Origin of the sequence: Vibrio sp. 2-2(8), assembly GCF_963888495.1 — a bacterium.
Lineage (GTDB): Bacteria > Pseudomonadota > Gammaproteobacteria > Enterobacterales > Vibrionaceae > Vibrio > Vibrio anguillarum.
Genome location: NZ_CAWPJM010000025.1, coordinates 1 through 2,644 on the forward strand (window position 1 = coordinate 1; position 2,644 = coordinate 2,644).

Genomic DNA, 2,644 nt, shown 5'->3' on the forward strand with positions numbered 1-2,644 from the left:
GAAGCTCTGCAATGAAATTGCACACAAATTAAATATGCGCCCACGCAAAAGACTTGGGTATAGAACACCACTGGAGTATATTCATGCGCATCTTTAAAAAGTGTCGCACTTCAAACTTGATACTAAGTCACTGCCCCTCAGTGAAAATAGTTGCAACATATGCAAGTAACGAGATGCATTTTAATGAGTTTAGATTTGTAGCGTAGTCTAAATGCTTTCTTGAACCATGAAGAATGCCATTGCGATTTGGCGCCTTATCTTTATGTGTCCGTTTTGCATTACTGATACGAGCACCGAACTCTGTGTCTTGAAGTAGCGGAGCTAAAATTATTGCCATTTCTGGTTTAGCTTCAATCAATTCTTGTATTTTCATTATTCTCTTATCACGTTCTGAAAAAAGATAACTACCAAGTGACTGAGCGAAAATACCATCGGTTTGAGATAGAAATAATGGAATTGCCGCAATATAGTTATTTTCTTTATGAAGCTCAAAAGCCACGTCAAATATAGCTTTTCTTGCTGGGTATAATTCAGCGAGTTGTTGATGTATATCATCTATGGAATTTTCAATTTCTTTACTCATGAAAGCATCAAAACTGTCTCTATCCTTATCAACGTGTTCCCAAAAGTCGCTTGGAATAAAGTCATTTGGAAACCATCCCTTTTCCGCAGCACGAGCCCAAAGCCCACTATTAATCTCTTCAAAATTCTCAAAGTAATATTGAAGCTCCTTTATTTTGTCATTATTTTCTTCAACAAAATCAGAAATGCCCTGAGCAACATGCTTGAGAATTTCACCAATGGCATTCAATCCATTTCTAAAATCTTCATTTTGATTATTTTCCACCTATACCCTCCTGTGACATAACGCCCGGCTAAGGGGTTGACAACGCACCGCCGAACTCAAAAAATACACCTAAACACTGAACTTCAATTTTGCACTAAAGTCGCCAAGCGTTGGCAATCCCTCTTGAGCCGTTTGTTATACGCGCGCTTCCGACCACACTGCAAATTCGTTACCGCTTGGCTCAATAAAATGGAAACGACAGCCTCCGGGAAAATCAAAAATTGGGCGAATAATTTGGCCACCGCTATTCTGGACTTTGGCTAAAGTTGTTTCTATGTTTGAGCTATAAAAGATAAGAAGTGCACCACCCGATGCTGTCTGACTACAACAGTCAGCTTTAAAAAAGCCGCCATCTAAACCCTGATTTGAGAATGCTGTATATTCAGGACCATAATCAGTAAATTCCCAGCCAAAAACTGAAGAGAAAAATGATTTTGTTGCCTCTAAATTTTTTGCTGCAAACTCGACATAATTCAGCTTTTCATTCTGATTCATTTCACGACTCCATTGTTAAATTTCCATATAGCGTATAACGCCCGGCTAAGGGGTTGACGACGCACCGCCGAACTCAAAAAACACACTATAAACACTGAACTTCAATTTTGCACTAAAGTTGCCAAGCGTTGGCAATCCCTCTTGAGCCGTTTGTTATATTTTCATTCTCTACACTAACGTGACCGACTGTTTAGGATTGCCGACAAACCATTAACAAACTGATATTTCTTGCTTTTCCAAAACTGTAGCAGCTTCCGCACGCTCAATGATTTTTAACAATACAGATTGAATCGCTTCGTCTTCGCGGGCATCTTTGTCACTTGTAAAGCGTTGTATTTGAGGCTCGGCATTCTCCTCAGGTAAAAAGGTGATAACGACTTCGGTCGCTAAGTCCGTCGTTTTACCGAAATACTCTAATGATATTTGCGGATAACCTTTGAAACCTTTTTGTACTCGTTTCAATATGCGTTTTTTCGCTTTATCCACGTTCATCATGAATCCTTTTGATTGCTGAACTTAAAAAAATATAACGCCCGGCTAAGGGGTTGACAACGCACTGCCGGACTCAAAAAACACACTGTAAACACTAAACTTCAATTTTGCACTAAAGTCGCCACGCGTTGGCAATCCCTCTTGAGCCGTTTGTTAAATTACAATTGCTTGTAGAAGTAAACCGTTGCTTCTAACTTTCCGCTAGAACTACGCGCAAACTCTGGAATTTGACCAGCTTCGATGTAACCAATCGAACGATATAGCAAAGAAGCCAAATCACCCAAGCGAGTATCCAAAACGAGTAACTGCAAACCAAGTTCTGATGCCTTTTTTTCCATCAGTGACATTAATTTTTTACTGATACCTTGGCCACGAACACTTGTTTTAACCATCAACTTTTCAACTTCCCCTCTATGTAAACCATTTGCTTTAGAACACAGAGAAAGCTGAACTGCACCGATGATGATATTTTTATCTTGAGCAATAAACAAACGACGGTTTCCTGATTTTAAATCAGACTCTACACCAACCCAGTATGACTCGATTTCTTCTCTATCGATCGGAGTTAAGAAGCCAACTGAAGCACCACTCTCAACACAATCTATAAGCAATGAATTTAATTGACCTGAGACACTAGATATTGAATTAATTTCCTTTATTTCCACTGAACTATCCTTGTAATTTAACGCCCGGTTAAGGGGCAGCCAACGCCACTACCAAGCTTCCGCATAACACCGTAACCACAAAAACCAACGCATGATAAAAATGCCGCGCGTTGGCTGTCCCTCTTGAACCGTTTGTTATGGCTAA

4 protein-coding genes are annotated in these 2,644 nt (G+C 39.8%); all 4 read right to left on the bottom strand.

All coding sequences use genetic code 11. The features are described 5' to 3' along the window. Window positions 1–127 precede the first annotated feature (127 nt). The 4 genes from AACV12_RS09135 to AACV12_RS09150 all read right to left on the bottom strand — a co-directional run bounded on the left by AACV12_RS09135 (window position 128) and on the right by AACV12_RS09150 (window position 2,499). Window positions 128–847, bottom strand: a complete 720-nt coding sequence (locus AACV12_RS09135) for a hypothetical protein (RefSeq protein WP_170901596.1) — start codon at window positions 845–847, stop codon at window positions 128–130. A gap of 135 nt (window positions 848–982) precedes the next feature. After that, entirely contained in the window at window positions 983–1,342 is a 360-nt protein-coding gene (locus tag AACV12_RS09140) for a VOC family protein (protein WP_013868602.1), read from the bottom strand. 210 nt (window positions 1,343–1,552) lie between these two features. After that, window positions 1,553–1,834 (bottom strand): hypothetical protein, encoded by a 282-nt coding sequence (locus tag AACV12_RS09145; RefSeq protein WP_029190020.1) that lies wholly within the window; start codon window positions 1,832–1,834, stop codon window positions 1,553–1,555. A 158-nt stretch (window positions 1,835–1,992) separates the two neighbouring features. After that, window positions 1,993–2,499: a GNAT family N-acetyltransferase gene (locus tag AACV12_RS09150; RefSeq protein WP_170901598.1), complete on the bottom strand. Its 507-nt coding sequence runs from the start codon at window positions 2,497–2,499 to the stop codon at window positions 1,993–1,995. Between the last annotated feature and the right edge of the window lie 145 nt (window positions 2,500–2,644).